Origin of the sequence: Halorientalis pallida (genome assembly GCF_004118325.1) — an archaeon.
Lineage (GTDB): Archaea > Halobacteriota > Halobacteria > Halobacteriales > Haloarculaceae > Halorientalis > Halorientalis pallida.
In genome coordinates this window covers 316,296-334,048 of sequence record NZ_RDFA01000002.1, presented here as the reverse complement: position 1 = coordinate 334,048, position 17,753 = coordinate 316,296, and the positions used below count along the sequence as shown (strand labels likewise).

At 68.3% G+C, this 17,753-nt stretch carries 17 protein-coding genes; 8 read left to right on the top strand and 9 right to left on the bottom strand.

Annotation, left to right across the window (positions count from 1 at the left end; genetic code table 11):
• Positions 1–162 precede the first annotated feature (162 nt).
• The 3 genes from EAF64_RS06880 to metX all read left to right on the top strand — a co-directional run bounded on the left by EAF64_RS06880 (position 163) and on the right by metX (position 3,152).
• Entirely contained in the window at positions 163–516 is a 354-nt protein-coding gene (locus EAF64_RS06880; RefSeq protein ID WP_129068242.1) for a hypothetical protein, read from the top strand.
• A gap of 133 nt (positions 517–649) precedes the next feature.
• On the top strand, positions 650–1,948 hold the full coding sequence (locus EAF64_RS06875; protein WP_129068241.1) for an O-acetylhomoserine aminocarboxypropyltransferase/cysteine synthase family protein: 1,299 nt from the start codon (positions 650–652) through the stop codon (positions 1,946–1,948).
• Between the two features lies 1 nt (position 1,949).
• Positions 1,950–3,152 carry a homoserine O-acetyltransferase MetX gene (gene metX, locus EAF64_RS06870; RefSeq protein ID WP_129068240.1) on the top strand — a complete coding sequence of 401 codons (1,203 nt, stop codon included), beginning with the start codon at positions 1,950–1,952 and terminating at the stop codon, positions 3,150–3,152.
• A gap of 21 nt (positions 3,153–3,173) precedes the next feature.
• On the opposite strand, the gene EAF64_RS06865 is transcribed toward metX, so the two are convergent.
• Positions 3,174–3,434 (bottom strand): hypothetical protein, encoded by a 261-nt coding sequence (locus EAF64_RS06865; RefSeq protein ID WP_129068239.1) that lies wholly within the window; start codon positions 3,432–3,434, stop codon positions 3,174–3,176.
• Between the two features lie 134 nt (positions 3,435–3,568).
• Here EAF64_RS06865 and EAF64_RS06860 point away from each other — a divergent pair, with 134 nt between their 5' ends.
• Positions 3,569–4,861, top strand: a complete 1,293-nt coding sequence (locus EAF64_RS06860; RefSeq protein ID WP_129068238.1) for an O-acetylhomoserine aminocarboxypropyltransferase/cysteine synthase family protein — start codon at positions 3,569–3,571, stop codon at positions 4,859–4,861.
• Here EAF64_RS06860 and EAF64_RS06855 read toward each other — a convergent pair.
• Positions 4,858–5,571 (bottom strand): sterol carrier protein, encoded by a 714-nt coding sequence (locus EAF64_RS06855; RefSeq protein WP_129068237.1) that lies wholly within the window; start codon positions 5,569–5,571, stop codon positions 4,858–4,860. The two genes, EAF64_RS06860 and EAF64_RS06855, sit on opposite strands and share 4 nt — an antisense overlap.
• Before the next feature lie 136 nt (positions 5,572–5,707).
• Positions 5,708–6,343 (bottom strand): phosphoserine phosphatase SerB, encoded by a 636-nt coding sequence (gene serB / locus EAF64_RS06850; protein WP_129068236.1) that lies wholly within the window; start codon positions 6,341–6,343, stop codon positions 5,708–5,710.
• A 126-nt stretch (positions 6,344–6,469) separates the two neighbouring features.
• On the opposite strand from serB, the gene EAF64_RS06845 reads away from it, so the two are divergent.
• On the top strand, positions 6,470–6,907 hold the full coding sequence (locus EAF64_RS06845; protein WP_129068235.1) for a hypothetical protein: 438 nt from the start codon (positions 6,470–6,472) through the stop codon (positions 6,905–6,907).
• A gap of 3 nt (positions 6,908–6,910) precedes the next feature.
• Here the strand turns inward: EAF64_RS06845 and EAF64_RS06840 are convergent, their stop codons facing one another.
• On the bottom strand, positions 6,911–7,549 hold the full coding sequence (locus EAF64_RS06840; protein ID WP_129068234.1) for a DUF7504 family protein: 639 nt from the start codon (positions 7,547–7,549) through the stop codon (positions 6,911–6,913).
• A 181-nt stretch (positions 7,550–7,730) separates the two neighbouring features.
• Here EAF64_RS06840 and serA point away from each other — a divergent pair, with 181 nt between their 5' ends.
• Together serA and EAF64_RS06830 are read left to right on the top strand one after the other, a co-directional pair.
• Positions 7,731–9,338: a phosphoglycerate dehydrogenase gene (serA, locus tag EAF64_RS06835; RefSeq protein ID WP_129068233.1), complete on the top strand. Its 1,608-nt coding sequence runs from the start codon at positions 7,731–7,733 to the stop codon at positions 9,336–9,338.
• A gap of 248 nt (positions 9,339–9,586) precedes the next feature.
• Positions 9,587–12,520, top strand: coding sequence for a glycosyltransferase (locus tag EAF64_RS06830; RefSeq protein WP_129068232.1), 2,934 nt, complete (start codon positions 9,587–9,589; stop codon positions 12,518–12,520).
• 3 nt (positions 12,521–12,523) lie between these two features.
• On the opposite strand, the gene EAF64_RS06825 is transcribed toward EAF64_RS06830, so the two are convergent.
• The 5 genes from EAF64_RS06825 to rtcA all read right to left on the bottom strand — a co-directional run bounded on the left by EAF64_RS06825 (position 12,524) and on the right by rtcA (position 16,512).
• On the bottom strand, positions 12,524–12,919 hold the full coding sequence (locus EAF64_RS06825) for a hypothetical protein (protein WP_129068231.1): 396 nt from the start codon (positions 12,917–12,919) through the stop codon (positions 12,524–12,526).
• A 247-nt stretch (positions 12,920–13,166) separates the two neighbouring features.
• Entirely contained in the window at positions 13,167–13,403 is a 237-nt protein-coding gene (locus EAF64_RS06820; RefSeq protein ID WP_227738900.1) for a DUF4242 domain-containing protein, read from the bottom strand.
• A gap of 227 nt (positions 13,404–13,630) precedes the next feature.
• The gene (thrC, locus tag EAF64_RS06815; protein ID WP_129068229.1) at positions 13,631–14,953 is read right to left on the bottom strand and encodes a threonine synthase; all 1,323 of its coding nucleotides are present in this window, start codon (positions 14,951–14,953) and stop codon (positions 13,631–13,633) included.
• A gap of 64 nt (positions 14,954–15,017) precedes the next feature.
• Positions 15,018–15,407 carry a helix-turn-helix domain-containing protein gene (locus tag EAF64_RS06810; protein WP_129068228.1) on the bottom strand — a complete coding sequence of 130 codons (390 nt, stop codon included), beginning with the start codon at positions 15,405–15,407 and terminating at the stop codon, positions 15,018–15,020.
• A 67-nt stretch (positions 15,408–15,474) separates the two neighbouring features.
• Entirely contained in the window at positions 15,475–16,512 is a 1,038-nt protein-coding gene (gene rtcA, locus EAF64_RS06805) for an RNA 3'-terminal phosphate cyclase (RefSeq protein WP_129068227.1), read from the bottom strand.
• Positions 16,513–16,700: 188 nt separating this feature from the next.
• Here rtcA and EAF64_RS06800 point away from each other — a divergent pair, with 188 nt between their 5' ends.
• Entirely contained in the window at positions 16,701–17,732 is a 1,032-nt protein-coding gene (locus EAF64_RS06800) for a PAS domain-containing sensor histidine kinase (protein WP_129068226.1), read from the top strand.
• Positions 17,733–17,753: the final 21 nt, after the last annotated feature.

The window sequence follows — 17,753 nt, the reverse complement described above, 5'->3', positions numbered from 1 at the left end:
CACTGACACTCCCGCTGACCCGAAATCAATCTTCCCGTTTCGCGCGCGACCCCCAGGCGGCGGCCGTTCCGTGCCGACGGACCGTAAATTCCAAATAGGAAATGCAAGAACAGAACGACGAACGCTCCCGGCGTGACACGTCGTGGGAGCCCTCCAACACCGATGGTCCGAAAACGTACACTCGTGATGGCGCTACTCGCCGTCCTCGCCGGGACCGGAATCGCGGTGGCGTCCGGCGCGGTCGATTCGAGCCAGTGCGAACCGGTCGATAAGACGGAGAACGTCACGAAAGAGCGGCTCCAGAACCGGACGAACGCCTCAGACTACGAGGAGTCCCGGAACAACGTCAGCGAGGACGACGGCTTCGTCCTCACCGGCCGGAAACTGGCCGAGCTGGCGATCGACGAGATCCTGGAAGAGGAACCCTGCGGAAACGAAACCGCGCCGAACGGCTCGACGACCCCGACCAGCCCGACCGGCAACGTGACCGCCACGCCCACGGAATCGGACGCCTGACCACCCCGCCTTCTCATCCCGCCACACCGACGCTCCGCCACCGGAGATACCTGTTCCTGTGTGACATCAACACTCACAGAAATATTGCCGTAACTCTCGGTTATAGATGGCTAGAGATATATGAGTGTGGTACATGACCGACGACACGCGACGGTTCGGGACGCGGTGTGTCCACGCCGGCCAGGCGGAGCCGGATCCGGCGACAGGGGCACGCGCGCCGCCGATCTATCAGACCACGTCCTACGTCTTCGAGGACGCGGACCACGCGGCGGACCTGTTCGCGCTGGAGGGCGAGGGCAACATCTACTCGCGGTTTCACAACCCGACGGTCCGGATGCTGGAGGAGCGTCTTGCTTCGCTGGAGAACGGTGTCGACGCCGTCGCCACGGGTGCCGGGATGGCGGCGCTGGACGCCGCCACGTCGGTGCTGGCCGAGGCCGGTGACAACGTCGTCTCTGCCTCCTCTATCTACGGCGGCACCCACACCTATCTCTCCCACAACGCCCGCCGGCGCGGCGTCGAAGCGCGCTTCGTGGATACCCTCGATTACGCGGCTTACGACGACGCCATCGACGAGTCGACCGCCTACGTCCACTGCGAGACCATCGGCAACCCCGCCCTCGTCACGCCGGACTTCGACGAGTTGGCCGCCGTCTGCGAGGCCAACGACGTGCCGCTGTTCGTCGACAACACGTTCGGGACGCCCGCGCTCTGTACGCCCCTGGATCACGGCGCGGACATCGTCTGGGAGTCGACGACGAAGTGGATCCACGGGTCGGGCACGACCGTCGGCGGTGTCCTCGTCGACGGCGGATCCTTCCCCTGGGGCGAGTTCCCCGAGCGCTTCCCCGAGATCGGCGCGCCCAACCCCGCGTTCGACGGGACGACGTTCAGCGACCGCTTCGGCGACCGCGCGTTCGCCGCCGCCGCCCGCTACCGGGCCCTCCGGACGCTCGGCGACGGGCAGAAACCCTTCGACGCCTGGCAGACCCTCCAGGGCTCGGAGACACTCGACGTTCGGATGGAGCGCCACTGCGAGAACGCGATGGCCGTCGCGGAACACCTCTCCGACCACCCCGAGGTCTCCTGGGTCACCTACCCCGGCCTGGAGAGCCACGAGACCCACGGCAACGCCAGCGAGTATCTGGAGGGCGGCTACGGCGGCATGATCGCCTTCGGACTGGCGGACGGGTACGAGGCCGGCCGCGACGTGTGCGAGGCCGTCGAAATCGGTCAGTTCCTCGCCAACGTCGGCGACGCCAAGACGCTGATCGTCCACCCCGCCAGCACCACGCACGCCCAGTTGAGCGAGGCGGAACAGCGCGCCAGCGGCGTCACGCCCGACCTCCTGCGGCTCTCGGTCGGCATCGAGGACGTCGAAGACATCACGGCCGATCTCGACCGAGCTATCGAGACGGCCACGAGGGCGTAGCATGGAGGTCGAACGCGACACGGTCGCCGTCGGCGAGTTCGAGTTCGAGTGCGGGGAGTCGATCCCCGAACTGGAGATCGCCTACGAGGCCTACGGCGAGTTCACCGGCGAGAACGCGGTGCTGGTCTGTCACGCCCTGACCGGCAGTTCACACGTCGCCGGCCACCGTACCGAAGGGACCAGCGGCCAGGCCCGCGCGTGGTGGGACGACATCGTCGGCCCGGGGAAGGCCATCGACACCACCGAGTACTACGTGGTCTGTGCCAACGTCCCCGGCTCCTGTTACGGGACGACCGGCCCGGCCAGCGAGAACCCCGAGACCGGCGAGCCCTACGGCACCGACTTCCCAGCCGTCACGGTCGGCGACTGGACCGAGGCCCAGCGCCGCCTGCTGGACGAACTCGGGATTCCACACCTCCACGCCGTCGTCGGCGGCAGCGTCGGCGGCATGAACGCCCTGGACTGGGTGAAACGCCACCCCGACCACGTCGAGCGCGTCGTCCCCATCGCCGCCGCTGCCCGATTGGACCCACAGTGTCTCGCCCTCGATGCGGTCGCCCGCCGGGCCATCACCACCGACGACGACTGGCAGGGTGGGGAGTACTACGGCACCGACGCGAAACCCACGGACGGACTCGCCCTGGCCCGACAGATCGGCCACATCATGTACCTCTCGAAGGCCTCCATGGACCAGAAGTTCGGCCGCCGTGCGGCGGGCCGGGACGCCATGCGGACCTTCCCCGTCGACCCCGCGGGGACGTTCTTCCCCTACCGGGACGTGGAGTCCTATCTGGACTACCAGGCCGAGAAGTTCGTCGAGCGGTTCGACGCCAACGCCTACCTCTATCTCACCCGGTCGATGGACAACTACGACCTCGCCGCCGGTTTCGAGGACGACGCCGACGCCATCAGCGCCTTCGAGGGCGAGGCCCTGCTGATGTCCTTCACCGGCGACTGGCACTTCACGACCGAACAGTCCGAACAGGTCGCCGAGGCCTTCCGGGAGGTCGGTGGCCCCGTCGCCCACCACGTCATCGAGTCCGATCACGGTCACGACGCCTTCCTCGTCGAACCCGAGAAGGTCGGCCCGCCGCTGTCGGACTTCCTCGAAGAGGGCGTCGACGGGACGGCGATCACCGACACCGCCGAGGACGACGAGACCGAGAGTCAGTTCGCGCCCGTCCACACGAGTCTGTTCTCGTGATCGGGCGAGTTTCTCTCCCACTCACCGCGCGTAGACGGCGGCGGCCACGCCCACCAGAAACGCCGCGACGTAGGCCGGCTGCGCGACCGCCACGGCCGGCACGGCCGAGAGTACCGTCGCCGCCTGCGCGGGATCGGTCAGCGCCGCCCCGCTCCGGGCGCTGGCCGCCACGAGGACGATCACGGCGGCCCCGAGGGCGGCGACGAACCCGGCGACGGCCAGCGGGTTGTCACTGAGTCGTTCCAGCACGACACTACCGGTCCGACCGACGCGACCACTCATCGCCCACCGGTTCCCACCGGAGCAACATGAACCCATCCACACCGGGGAGACGACTCTCGTCTCGAACGTATTCGGCGGCTGTCACCCCGAGTGGACAGCTATTTCTCCGGGGCGTGAGAATCCTTCCCTCAACCATGACGCACGACGACGATCAGATCGAGACGAAGTCGCTTCACGTCGGCCAGGAAGAGCCCGATCCGGCGACAGGGGCGCGCGCACCGCCGATCTACCAGACCACGAGCTACGTCTTCGAGGACGCCGAGGACGCCGCCGACCAGTTCGCGCTGGCGAAACCGGGCTACATCTACTCGCGGCTGATGAACCCGACCGTCGAGACCCTGCAGGAACGCCTCGCCGCGCTGGAGGGTGGCGTCGGCGCGGTCGCCACGTCCTCGGGGATGGCGGCGCTCAACCTCACGGACTTCGTGCTGGCCGACGCCGGCGACAACATCGTCACCGCCTCTTCGCTGTACGGCGGGACCTACACCTACTACACCCACACGCTCCCTCGGCAGGGCGTCGAGGCACGCTTCGTCGACACCCTGGACTACGAGGCCTACGAGGAGGCCATCGACGAGAACACGAAGTACGTCCACTGTGAGACCATCGGGAACCCCGCCCTGGTCACACCGGACTTCGACCGCCTCGCGGAGATCGCCGACGACCACGGCGTCCCGCTGTTCGTGGACAACACGTTCGCGACGCCGTATCTCTGCAACCCCATCGAACACGGCGCGAACCTCGTCTGGAACTCCACGACGAAGTGGATCCACGGCCACGGGTCGACCGTCGGGGGCGTCGTCGTCGACGGGGGCAACTTCGACTGGAGCGCCCACGCCGACGACTACCCGGAGATCGCGAAGGACAACCCCGCCTACCACGGCGTCAACTTCGCCGAGGCGATGGGCGAGCAGGCGTTCACCTACACCGCCATCGCGCGCGGTCTGCGCGACCTGGGCAACCAGCAGTCGCCGTTCGACGCCTGGCAGACCCTGCAGGGCGTCGAGACGCTCCCTCAGCGTATGAGCGCCCACTGTGAGAACGCCATGGCCGTCGCGGAGTTCCTGCAGGATCATCCCGAAGTCTCCTGGGTCACCTACCCCGGCCTCGACGACCACGAGACCCACGACAACGCCTCGAAGTACCTCGACGGCGGCTACGGCGGCATGATCACGTTCGGGCTGGAGGAGGGCTACGACGCCGCTCGCGGCACCGTCGAGTCCACCGAGGTCGCCAGCCTGCTGGCCAACGTCGGGGACGCCAAGACGCTGATCATCCATCCCGCCAGCACGACCCACCAGCAACTCACCGACGAGGAGAAGGAAGCCGCGGGCGTCACCGACGACCTGATCCGCCTCTCCGTGGGCCTGGAGGGCGTCGAGGACATCGAGGCCGACCTCGACCAGGCCATCGCGCAGTCGACCTAGAAGACGTTGAACAGCCTGCTGGTCAGCGCAGCCTGCCGGTAGGCCAGTTTCTGGAACGCGGCCGGTTGTCGGACTGCCTCGTCGAGAACCAGATCCGGCATCGACCGGCGTGACTGCTCGAAGAGGAACGTCGTCTCCACGTCGGCCGCCACGTCACCGAGCAATTGCAGCATCGTCAGAGTCTGTGGCCCCAGCGGGCCGTCGGTCTCGACGGCCAGGTCGCCGCCCAGGACCGCCGACGTGGCCGGCCGGCCGTCGATGATCGCCTGCCAGACGTTCCACTCGGCTTCCAGCACCGCGTTGACCTCGCGTTCGTCTCGACTCTCGAGAATCTCCACCTCGGGACACTTGCCGCTCTCCAGCCCGATGTAACAGAAGATGTCCCCGTCGACGACGCAGGTTCCGAGTTGATCGAGGAGGCCCTGTGACACCGGCGGGAAATGCTCCCGGACTCCGTCGTCGATCAGTTCGGGTGCTTCGTCGAGCGTCACGTCGTCGAGGTCGTCTTTGACCTTCTCCGGGACGCCCTCGAACACCAGTTCCGGCAGGTCACCGATCCGCGTCTCCGAAAGCGGCAGATCCTCCACGACGATCAGCACGTCTCCGTTCGATCCCACGCCCCAGCCGACACCGACGTCGTCCAGCGCGGCACTCTCGTTGATCTCGCGCTGATACGCATCGAGCCACTGTGACGTGGGAAACAGACTCACGCTCAAGACACTCCCCGTATTCACCGCCTACATAAAAGAGCAACGGCTAATATGACGTAAATTGAAGTAGGGATACGTGTGAAACGATGCCGGCGACGTATCACTGTGCTGGTCGGTCGGCCGCCGAGACCGGCTGTTAGAGGACGCCTTCGGCTTCGAGCAGGCCGTGGAGTTCGGCCATCGAGAGGACGATGGTGTCACACGCGGGCTCCACTGCGGGCTTGGGATCGAACCCGACCGACAGGCCCGCGACTTCCAGCATCGGCATGTCGTTGGCCCCGTCGCCGACGGCGATGGTGTCGGCCACGTCGACGCCGACCGTCCCGGCCAGGTCCTCGAGGGCGTCGTCTTTGGTCCCCTCGATGAGCGGGCCCTCGACTGCCCCCGTCAGCGCGCCGTCCTCGATCGGAAGCCGGTTGGCGACGATGGAGTCGACGGTCACGTCGGCCTTCTCCAGGGCGCGCTCGACACCGCGCTCGAACCCGCCGGTCAGGATGGCGGTGTGGACGCCGACCTCGTTGAGGTTCTCGATGACCATGGCGGCGTCCGCCCGGAGGACGACCTGATCGAAGGCGGCCTCGGCCTTCTCCTGGGAGAGCCCGTCCAGCAGCTCACACCGACTGCGGAGACTCTCGGCGTAGCCGATCTCGTCGTTCATCGCCCGCTGGGTGATCTCCTCCATCTGGTCGGCGACCCCACACTGCTCCCCCAGCAGCACGGTCATCTCCGAGTCCGAGAGCGTCCCGTCGAAGTCGAACGCGACGAGTGTCATATCCCTCCGTTCGCCGCCGGGGGCTTCAAGGGCGGTGGTTTCCGTCGGTCGCCCGCCCGCCAGTCCAGACTCGTCGCTGCAGAAACGTCCCCTGCGCTTATGTCCGCGCGTGACCACGTACGCGGCATGGCCGACACCCCGCCGGACGACCTCGACGCCCCCGTAGACGAGATGGCGGAGATCGACGACGGCGAACTCGACGACGTGGGCGACCAGGTTCGGGACCTCATCGACGACCTGCAAGACGAGTCCGACGCCTCCCTCCGCTCGGCGATTCGGTACACCGCCGACGACTACGACGTGCTCTTTCTCCGTGAAGACGTGGCCGAGACCCTCTCTATTCCCGAACGCGAAGAGCGTGCCGAGACCCTCATCATGAAGGGGCTGAGCGATCCGCCACAGGAGGGCGCGCTGTTCGATTTCGGAACGCTCGACGCGACGATGCGGTTCTACGACAACGTCCTCGTGGCCCACTTCCCCTACCGGGAGTGGTCGGGGATCGTATTCACGTTCGACCGGACCGAGGCGCCGCTGGTCGATCTGGTCAACCAACACCTGGAGTAGCCGCTAGAACGCCGTCCACGTCCGCGGGCCGAAGTCCCCGCCTCTGACTTTGAGTTCCGGGCCGCTCCCTTCTTCACGCACTTCGACCAGCGCGTCGAACACCTGTGTGAGTACGTCCAGTGACTCGGTGTTGCGCGCGGTCGTGTCGAGCGTGAACGCGCCGGCGAAGCCCGAGGACTCGATGCGACCGGTCAGGACGTGGGCGAACTGGTAGACCCGGCGGAGGTCCGCGTACATCAGCATCGTCGACAGCGAGTGCAGGCCGACGCGGGCCTCGCGGTCGGCGTGGTAGAACTCCCGCAGGAAGCCCGATGCGGCGATCCCGACGCCCGTGAGGTCGCCGGCGCTGGTGACGTACTTCACGGTGTCGCTGTCCCGGTGCTGGGTGAACCCGCGGCTCCGGGAGACACAGTCGACCGACCGGAGCGTCCAGTCGTCGGCGTCACGGCCCGTCAGAAAGTTCTCCCGGAACCGGTCGGCGCCGCGCTTGGTCGTGACGAGGAGGGCGGCCCCGTCCGGACTGGCCCCCACCAAGTCGAACAACAGCCGGCGCTTGCCCGTCATCGCTGGTCCGGCGATCAGCACGCTCTCCCCGGTCGGGAGCGCCCCCGGGTCGAGCGGCGTCTCGGTCCCGTCGCTCACACCACCGCCCAGGGTCGCCCGCTATATCAAGCCTCCCACAGCGTCGGGACGTGACCGGCGGTTCGGCCGCCTGCGCTCGGGAGATCGTGCGGACGAATCCCACGCGAGCCGGGCGCTCGCTCCCGATACGCCGCGAGCCGATGAAGAAAGGGTTATGCCGGCAGGCTGGAATGGATCGAGCATGAAGGTACTCGTCACGGACCCGATCGCGGACGCGGGGATCCAACGCCTGCGCGCCGCGGGCCACGACGTGGAGACGGCCTACGACGTGGAGGGTGAGGCACTGCTCGACGCCGTCGCCGACGCGAACGCGCTGATCGTCCGCTCGGGCACGGAGGTCACCGACGAAGTGCTCGACGCCGCGACCGATCTCGTCATCGTCGGCCGCGCCGGCATCGGCGTGGACAACATCGACATCGACGCCGCGACCGAACACGGCGTCATCGTCGCCAACGCCCCCGAAGGCAACGTCCGCGCCGCCGCCGAACACACGGTCGCCATGACCTTTGCCACCGCCCGCTCGATCCCGCAGGCGCACGACCGCCTCCGGGGGGGCGAGTGGGCCAAAGGCGAGTTCCTCGGGACGGAACTCAACGGCAAGACCCTCGGTATCGTCGGCCTCGGCCGCGTCGGCCAGGAAGTCGCCAAGCGCCTGGGCGGTCTGGGCATGAACCTCGTCGCGTTCGACCCCTACATCTCCGAGGAACGGGCCGACCAGCTCGGTGCCGACCTCGCGGACGACCTGGAGGGGTGTCTCGACCAGGCGGATCTCATCACGATCCACACGCCGCTGACGCCCGAGACCGAGAACATGATCGGCGCGGACGAACTCGCCACGCTCGGCGGCGGCTACGTCGTCAACTGCGCCCGCGGCGGCATCATCGACGAGCCTGCACTGGCCGAAGCCGTCGAGGACGGACCGCTGAAAGGGGCCGCAATCGACGTGTTCGCCGAGGAGCCCGTCGACCCGGACAACCCCCTGCTCGACGTGGACGACGTGATCGTCACGCCCCACCTCGGTGCGAGTACGGAGGCCGCCCAGGAGAACGTCGCGACCGCGACGGCCGACCAGGTGCTGGCCGCGTTCCGCGGCGAACCCGTCATGAACGCGCTGAACGCCCCGTCGATGGACGAGTCGGCGTTCCCCCGTGTGCGACCGTACATCGACCTCGCCGAAACCGCCGGCAAGATCGCCGTCCAGCTGTTCGACGACCGCGTCGAGGAAGTCGAGATCTCCTACGAGGGTGACATCGCCGAGGAGGAACTCGACCTCGTGACGGCGAGCGCCCTCAAGGGCTGTTTCGAGCCACTGGAGTGGCAGGTCAACGCCGTCAACGCGCCCCGGATCGCCGACGAACGGGGGATCGACGTGACCGAGACCAAGAGCCGCTCCTCCGAGGACTTCCAGAGCCTCGTCACCGTGACCGTCCGCAACAGCGACGACGAGGTCAGCGTCTGTGGCACCCAGTTCGCCGGCGAGGACCCGCGCATCGTCCGGATCGACGGCTACCGGGTCGACGCCATCCCGCACGGCCACATGCTCGTCGCGCGCAACGACGACGTGCCCGGCGTCATCGGCTTCATCGGCTCGACACTCGGCGACCACGACGTCAACATCGCGGCGATGTTCAACGCCCGCGAGACCATCGGCGGCGAAGCGCTCTCGGTCTACAACCTCGACGACCCGCCGAGCGACGAGGTGCTCTCGGCCATCCTCGACGACGAGCGACTCATCGACGTGAGCTACATCAGCCTCAACGGCGCGGCCGAAGACGACGAGCAACGGTAACCGACGACCCCCCGTCCGATCTTCCCGCTGCCCTCGTTCACCTCGTCTACCCTGCGATTTCGTTCGAAGGTGATCACTGACGGAAAATAATATCTCTCTGCTTATCTGTCTCCGGTGCCAACTATTCGTCACTCACCCACCCGGCCCGGACTGCGGTCTCCAGGTTCGGTGCAGTAGATTCACGGCCCCCACCAGTGATATCACCCGCGTCGCTCCCCCCGGTAGCCGTCGCACTCTCTCTGCCAGCGGTGCCGCTGCAACTCCCGGTCGTGTCGCCGAACCCTGCAATCACGTTCCTCGCGCTCCTGTTCGGCGCGATCTGGACGCTGGCGAACTTCTACGCCTTCTACCCGCTCGTCCAGTCCGGCGTCGAAGTACTCGTCGAGCGACTGCGCGGCCCGCCCGCCGATCCCGAGGCCGACCCGGATCCGCTCTCCGACGGCGGCCGACCCACGGTCGACGTGTTGCTGGCGGCTTACGACGAGGCGGACGTGATCGAGCAGGCGATCACGTCGGTCCTCGACGCGGCGTATCCCGACGACCACCGCACGCTGACGGTCCTGCTCGAACCGGGCGACGACCCGACCCGTGCGGTCGTCGACCGCCTCCGCGAGTCCTACACCTTCGACGTGCTGACCGTCCCGGCGTCGTACCCGGGCGACCCCAACAAACCGCGCGCGCTCAACTACGGGTTCGAACACACGGACGGCGACATCGTGGGGGTCGTCGACGCCGAGGACATCGTCGCCGACGGCCTCTTCGAGGAGGTGGCCACGGCGGTCGGGGACGGCGCGGACTTCGCGCAGGGCCGTCTCGACATGGCCAACGAGGACGACGGCTGGCTCAACCTGCTCTTTCGCGCCGAGTACGGCTACTGGTACAACGTCGTGACGCCGGCGTTCGCGCGCGTCGACTACCCCATCCCGATGGCCGGGACGACCTGTTTCTTTCGCCGGTCGATCCTCGCCACCGCGAGCGAAAAGCGACTGGCCCAGCGGGGCGACCCCTGGACCGACGACGAGTGGGCCTGGATCGACGCCCACGGCCTCGACGGCGTCCGGCCGTGGGATCCCCGGAACGTCACCGAGGACTTCGAACTCGGGCTGTTCCTCTGGGAACTGGACTACGAGTTCGCCTATCTCGACGCGGTGACCACCGAGGAGTCGCCGCCGACGCTCGCGGGCTGGCTCGACCAGCGGACCCGCTGGAAGAAAGGCAAGGTGTACACCCTGCTCGACCGGCGCGAACACCCACCCGCCGACCGCCGGGACCGCGCCCACGTCTACTGGCAGTCGCTGCTCCCCCATCTCGGGCCGCTCAACGTCGCCGGCCTGGTCGTCCTGTTTCTGATCGCGAACCTCGCGACCTATCGCCCGTCGACGCTGGTCGGGGCGGTCCTGAGTCTCGGGGGTGCGTTCGCGGTCGTCACGGCCGTCCTGTTCGCCGGCGGCTACTGGACGGCCTCGGACGCAGCGCTCCCGACCCGGCTCAGACGCGCGCTCCTCTCGATCGTCACGCTCCCGCTGTACTGGTTCGTCCAGTGGGGGGCCGACATCCGCGCGCTGGTCCGCGTCTACGGCGGTGACCTCCAGTGGGAACATACGGAACATTTCGGCCGTGGAACGGGCGATACTGACGGGCGCGACCCCGACGCTCTCGGCCGACGGACGGGTCGGCTGACCCTGCCCCGGTACCAGCGCCTTCTCGCGCTCGCGGCCGTCCTCGTCGCCGCCGGCATCCTCCGGGTGTTCGTCCTCGGCGGCTGGAGCCTCTGGACCGACGAGGTCTACTCCGTCGCAGTCCGCGGTGGCCTCCCCCTCGCGGACCTGCTCATCCTGCCCAACGATCCGCATCCGCCGTTGTACTACCTCCTCCTCCACTGGTGGATGGATCTGTTCGGCACCGGACGGGTCGCCGTTCGGTCCCTGTCGGTCGTGGCCGGCCTCGGCGCGACCGCCGGGGTCTACCTGCTCGGGACGGAACTGTTCGACGACCGGACCGGCCTGCTCGCGGCGGCACTGGTCGCCGTCTCGGCCTTCCACGTCCACTTCTCGCGGGTCACCCGGATGTACGCGCTGTTCGTCATGCTGACGGCGCTGTCGTGGTACTACTACGCCCGGTTGCGTGACGACTCCCGGGCCAGCGCGGTCGGCTACGTCCTGCTTACGACGCTGCTGGTCTACACGCACGTGTACGGCCTGTTCGTCGTGCTCGCCCAGCACGTCTACACCGCGCTCTCGGAGGTCGACGGGGGCATCGGCCGTCGCCGCTGGGTGCGGGTCTCGGCCGCACTCGGCCTGCTCTCGACGCCCTGGGCCGCGCTCCTCGGACTTCGCGTCGTCGCCATCGTCACCGGCACCGGCGGGGCCAACATCGAGTGGATCCCCGAACCGTCGTCGGTGTTGCTGACCCAGACGGCCATCTCGTTCGTCGGGTTTCCGGACTTCTACCCGTTGACCGCGGGGACGGTGGGGCTCTACCTGCTGGCTGCAGTCCTCCTGTTCGTCTACGTCGGGCAGTTGCTGGCGTCGGTCGTCCGCGTGGGGTCGGACGGGCTCACCCTCGAAGACCCGAGTTCCGTCGGGCAACTCGCCGCGCTGCTGTTCGTGCCGACGCTGGTCCCGATCCTCGTCTCGCTGGTCGTCCCGATCTACGTCCCCCGGTACGCGGCCCCGGCCAGCGTCGCCTTCGTCGTGCTGGCCGCCCGCGGCCTCCGGAACGTGCCCGTCCGCCGGGTCCGGGCCGGCCTGCTGGCGGTCGTGCTGGTGAGTTCGCTCGTCTTCGTCGGCGTCTACTACACCGCGGACTCCGCGGAACCGTGGTCACAGGTCGCCGGCACCATCACGGCCAACGCCGACGCCGACGACGTGGTCGTCCACCAGCCCGACAGCGGGTATGCACAGCGGTACTACGCCGAGGCGGCTCTCACGACCACCACGATCCCGCAAGCGAGTCGCCTCGGCGTCGACGACCTCCAGTACCTCCGGGACCTGTCGACGCGCCACGGGACCGTCTATCTCGTCCAGTACTACGGGAGTCGTGACGCCGCCGTCCGGTATCTCGACGCCTGTCACGACGGATCGAGCTCGAACCGCCGCGGCGTCATCACGGTCCGGGAGTACTCGCGGGACACCGGGTGTCCCGACCCGGCCGCGTTCCTCGACGGCGACCAGCCTGCCTGAGCGTCAGAACAGTCGCGACAGGGCGGCACGGAGCCGCGCGCCCACGCTCGTCTCGGGCTCGTCGCTCTCGAACTCGATCTCGACGGCCCCGTCGTCGACGTGTGTGCGTGGGTTCTCTGCTTCCAGAATCTCCTCGTAGCGGTCGATCACCGCGTCCAGTTCGCGCTCTTTCCGGGCGACCTGTCGTTCCAGCAGGGCGACCCGCGTCCGCAGAATCTCACGTTCGGTCGCGCGTAAGCGCGCGGTGTCGGCGCGCGGGAACCGACCGGCGGCGGGACGCGCCCCGAGAGCGGGCGGCGGCGCGGCCGGCGTCCCGTCCTCGGCCCGTTTCTCGGCCGATCCCCCGGGGGCGGCGTGTGTCGTGTCGGAAGTCATCTCGCGGACGTACAACTGTGTCATCGACTCACGTAAAGACCAGTCAGACGCCCGGCACACGGACGGCCGACGCCGCGCAGCCTTGCGGTTTTGACAGTCGCGACTCGGAAACCAGGATCACGGCTCGACCCTGGTGCCACGGGACAGCAGGACGGACGACTAGTGGCCTGCCTGTCCCACCGTGGTTCGCGGGAAGCCGAGTACCGGGGCGACTCCGGGTCCGGGAACTGCCGTCGCGACCGACCGAAGCGAGGGCGCGGGTCGGTGGGAGTTACTCGGCCTCGTGGACCTCGTGAATTTCGTCCGCCGTGAGGCCGTGGGCCTCCTCGTGGACCTTCTCGCCTGCCTCCTTGCTCGGGCCCTCGAAGAGACAGAACACGGCTCCCTGCTCTTCGTCCACCCACGACTGCTTGTATTCGACCCCGTGTTCGTCCTGTACCTCGACGTCTCGCTCGTGCGCCTCGACGACCTCCTCGACGCTCGCGTCGACGTCCCTGTGTACGTCCATGAACAGAGGCATGGCAACCAATAACATGTGGCGTGCGATGTTAGCCGTTACTTCCTGGTTCTTTCCGGTCGGCTACACACCTCCCAGAACTCACCTGTTCGGGGGGTGACAGTGCCCGGGCAGTGCGTCCGTCAAAATCGGTCTCACTCGCCTGCTGCAGATACTCGCCGGATCCAGCAGAACGTGACCCGCGCTACCGGAGTCCGGGCCGCTCACCCGTGAGCAGGTCAGCGGACGTACCCCAGCACCTTCCCGAGCAGGCCGTCGCCGCCGAGGCTGACGCGCTTGCCCTGGAGGTGTTTGAGAACCTTGTCCGTGTCGTTGGGGACGGGTTCGGGGTCGGCACCGGCTTCGGCGGCGGCCTCGGGGTCCTTGAGGAGGTGGCCGGTGGTCAGACAGACCACGTCCTCGCCGGGGTCGATCTCGCCGGAGAGGCGGAGTTTCCGCAGGCCAGCGACGGAGGCGGCGGAGGCGGGTTCGACGCCGATGCCCTGTTCGGCGAGGTCGCGCTGGGCCTCGGTGATGCGCTCGTCGGAGACGGCGACGGCCGTCCCGCCCGTGTTGCGGATGCCGGGCAGGGCCTTCGGCGCGTTGACCGGGTTACCGATGCGGATGGCGGTCGCCCGCGTCTCGACGTCGTCCCAGCGCTTGGTGTCTTCCAGGTCGTTCTCGATGGCCTCGACCATCGGCGCGGCCCCCTCGGCCTGCACGCCGGTGAGTTTGGGCACGTCACCGGGCGCGAGCGCACCGCTCTGGACGAGTTCGCGGAAGGCCTTGTACAGCGCCGCGGTGTTGCCGGCGTTCCCGACGGGGAGGACGATCCGGTCGGGGAACCGGCCCTCGTCCTCGTAGAACCGTTCGAGGATCTCGAAGCCGATGGTCTTCTGCCCCTCCAGACGGAAGGGGTTCAGCGAGTTCAGCAGGTAGGCCTCGCCCCGACTCGCCAGGTCCTGCACGATGTCGAGACAGGCGTCGAAGTTGCCGTCGACTTCGAGGATGCGCGCGCCGTGGAGACTCGCCTGGGCCACCTTCCCGGCGGCGACCTTCCCCGAGGGCAACAGGACGAGCGTTTCGAGGTTGGCGCGGGCCCCGTATGCCGACAGCGCGGCGCTGGTGTTGCCCGTCGAGGCACAGGCCAGGCGGTCCACACCGACCGCCTGGGCGACGCGGACACCGACGGTCATCCCGCGGTCCTTGAACGAGCCCGTCGGGTTCATCCCCTCGTGTTTGATCCGGAGGTTGCGGACGCCGATGTCCTCCTCCAGGTCCGGGACGCGGTGCAGGGGTGTGTCGCCCTCGGGGAGCGTGACGCCCTCCTCGAAGGGCAGGGCCGCGTTGTAACGCCAGACGCCCCGGCCCTCGAAGTCGTCGAAGGTGGGCGAATCGGCGTAGCGGACCTCCAGCAGGCCGTCACAGTCGTCGCAGGTGTAGCGCACGTCGTCGAAGGGGGCGAACGTCTCGCCGCACTCGATACAGGTCAGCCAGACGCCGTCGTCGGCGTCTTCGGGCACCGTCTGCGAGCCGCCGAGTTGGAGATCGAGGGTTGCCATTACCTGACACGACGGCGCGCCGGCGCAAAAGTGGGGTGGTTTCGCTCCGGGACTCGCGGGGCCGTCAGGCCCCTTCCTCGCCGAACTCGTCGATCCGCTCGTGGACGTACGCACACCACTCGTCGAGGGTCTCGTGCATCAACTCACGGGCCTCCGGTACCGGCGTCGCGGTGTACTGGTAGACGTGGCCGCCGTCGTCCAGCAGTCGTCGGTTGCGACTGGCCAGCCCCTTCTCCCGGAGCGTCGACAGCGACCGGTTGACGTTGCTTCGGTCCCGGTCCAGTACGTCCGCCAGTTCCGCGACGGTACTCTCGGGGCGCTCGGCGAGCTCCAGATACGTCCGCGCCTCGTGGCGCTGGACGTCGAACACACAGGTCAGCACGTCCTCGAACCCCGGCTCGTCGTCGAGCATCAGTTCGCGAAACCGGTCCGGTTGCGGGTCGACCGTTGGCATCACTCCCGAGTTGGGTGGCCCGCCGAATAAAACGAGGAGTTACTCCAGACTCACTGCCCGACGGCACTCAGTTTCCGGCCAGTCCGTCCGCCTGCAACCTCACCCGGCCGCCCGTCGCCCCCGCCCCTTCCTCGACCGCCACGTCACAGCCGAACCGCGCCAGCAACTCGACTCCGGACGCCACGTGGTCGGTGACCGCCGGTACGGTCACCGCACCGCCCACTACCGCCAGGAACGGCAACAGCTGATCCGACAGATGGCGGTCCACCGCGGCTCCGGTTCTCTCGAAGGCATCGAGTGCGTCGACCGGCTCGCCGCCGACTTCCTCGGCCGGCTTGCCCTTCTCGCCGAGCGCGTCCAGCCCCGCGATGCCGGTCCCGTAGTCGGCCCGGACGGTGCAGACCGATCCCGGCGAGTCGCTCTCGACGTAGCCGACCAGCCGCTCCTGGACCGTCCGCCCCGCACCGTCCAGCCGGTCGATCGCGGCGTCGGCCTGACGCTCTGCCACGTCGGCGTCGGCCAGGTCCGCACTCGCCAGCGAGTACACCCGAAGGCCGTCCGGGTCGCCCCGCTCGGTCAGTGCCAGCGGGTCCGGATCGGCCGGCCCGAGCGTGAGCGTCGCCCGTCCGCCGCCGACGGGGTAGAAGCCGCGGCGGGTGGCGTCGACGGCGACCGGAACCCCCAGTCGGCGCAGGAGCGGGAGCTTGACGCGCCGGTAGGTCGTGAGCGGCGGCGACCACGCAACGTCTGTCCCGCCGGTCGCGTGCAGCCGAATCGGGGCGTCCGCCGCCAGCGCCAGCGGCAGTACAGTGTCGAACACGAGCGTGACGCTCCCGGCGGTTCCGACCGCGACCGACGCCGAGCCACCCGGCCGCCCACCGGGCTCGAAGGTGACCGTCTCCGATCCGCGGTCGGTCCCGGCGACGGTCGCGTCACAGACTTCTGCCACCGCTTCGGCCGCTGCGACGTGTTGTGGTTTCAGCCCCGGATCCGGCCGGTCACCGCGGACGTTCTCGACGTGGACGGCCCGGTCGGTCAGGGCCGACAGCGCGAGTGCGGTCCGGAGGAACCCCCCGCCGGCGTCCCCGCCGTCCAGTTCGAGCATGCCTGCAGTAGCGCGCCATCGAGCAAAAACGCCCCGTTACCACACCCGAAGACGTGACCGCCCTGGAATGTACAATCGAGTGACACGAACTGCCGGGGTCGAGGGGACTCGCTCGACCGGAACCGGTGCCACACGGCTCGTAATCCGCGGTGGTTTCAAATAATAGTACTCGAAAACAACCGGTGAAGATGTCTCAGGGGGCTGATGATGCGGGGGAGTGGCAGTGTCTGCTGGAGAACCTGCCGGTGATGTACGTCCACACGCGAGCCGAGGACGGGCAGGCGGTGATCGACGTGTGTAACGAGCGGTTCGTCGAGACGTTGGGCTACGACCGCGAGTCGCTGGAAGGGCGGCCGCTCGCGGACGTGTACACGCCCGAGTCGGCGGCGGCGCTCGAGGCCGGCGAGCCACGGTCGTCGGCCGGCGACGACCCGGTCACGGAGCGGCGGAAACTGGTCTGTGCCGACGGCACCGTCGTCCACACGCTCGTGCGCGCGGTGCCGTGGACGGACGGCGACGACGTCGTCGGCACCCGGTTTCTGTTCGTCGACATCACGATGCGCGAGCAGCGCCGCCGCCAGGCGACGGTCCTCAACCGCCTGCTCCGGCACAACCTCCGCAACGACATGACCGTCGTGTTGAGCCACGCCCGCCTGCTCGCAGACGCCCTCGACGAGACCGAACGGGAGTCCGCGCGGAAGGTCCGCGACATCGCCGAACGCTGGGATCGCCTCGTCGAGAAAGTCCAGCGCATCCGGCAGGTCCTCTCCCCCGAGGACGACTGGCGACCGACCGACCTCGCGACCGTCCTCGAACGCGTCGAGAGCGACCTCAACAAACGACACCCCGACGCCCACGTCCACATGCTCCGCCCCTCGGAGGGCGCGGCCACGATCCGCCCGGAGGTCGAACTCGCCCTGACCGAACTCTGTGAGAACGCCATCCAGCACGCCGACGCCGACGACCCCGACGTCGTCGTCACCGTCGGCGTCCCGCCGAACGAACCCTGGGTCAAACTCACCGTCACCGACGACGGCCCGCCCATCCCCGAGAGCGAACTGCTGGCGCTGCGCGACGACGAGACCACTCCGCTCGTCCACGGCACCGGTCTCGGGCTGTGGATGGTCCGGCTGGCCGTCGAACGCGTCGGCGGCCACGTCGCCGTCGTCGAGAACGACGACGAGGGTACCGCCGTCACCATCCGCTATCCGTCGCAGTGATCTGACCGCGAAACCTACTCG